Origin of the sequence: Streptococcus sp. GMD1S (assembly GCF_000296875.1) — a bacterium.
GTDB lineage: Bacteria > Bacillota > Bacilli > Lactobacillales > Streptococcaceae > Streptococcus.
On record NZ_AJQY01000313.1, the window covers coordinates 1 to 512 of the forward strand.

Annotated in this window: 1 protein-coding gene and 1 pseudogene; one reads left to right on the forward strand and one right to left on the reverse strand. The window is 38.3% G+C overall.

What is annotated here, in order from left to right:
• A pseudogene (locus GMD1S_RS08970) lies at positions 1-294 on the forward strand (arginine repressor); the annotation flags it as partial.
• A 35-nt stretch (positions 295-329) separates the two neighbouring features.
• Here the strand turns inward: GMD1S_RS08970 and GMD1S_RS08975 are convergent.
• Positions 330-494: a hypothetical protein gene (locus tag GMD1S_RS08975; RefSeq protein ID WP_000502578.1), complete on the reverse strand. Its 165-nt coding sequence runs from the start codon at positions 492-494 to the stop codon at positions 330-332.
• Between the last annotated feature and the right edge of the window lie 18 nt (positions 495-512).

Genomic DNA, 512 nt, shown 5'->3' on the forward strand with positions numbered 1-512 from the left:
TCTTACTATGTGCTAAATACAGGGTCTATCTCCAAATGGGAAAAACGTCTTGAAAACTATATGGAAGATGCTCTTGTTATGTTGCGTCCGGTGCAACACCAAGTTATTTTGAAAACTTTACCCGGTTTAGCCCAATCATTTGGATCTGTAATTGATTCCTTGGCCTTTCCAGATGTCGTTGCAACTCTTTGTGGAGACGATGTCTGCATGATTATCTGTGAAGATGCTACAAAAGCGCAGGCTTGTTTTGAGAGTCTTAAAAAATATGCGCCACCATTTTTCTTTAGTGAATAAAACAAATCCCGTGATTAAAAAATCACGGGAATTTTTTATTTCTTTGACTGTGTTTCTTCTTTCTTTGTACGCGCCAATCGAAGAGCACGTTTAGGATTGAGACGATTAAACAATTCTTCTAGTTTCTTTTCATTCCACACATCTGCTGCAGAAACAAAATTGCCATCTGCATCTCGGAATGATATCGGTTTATCTCCCATATCAATCTCCTAGTCTAC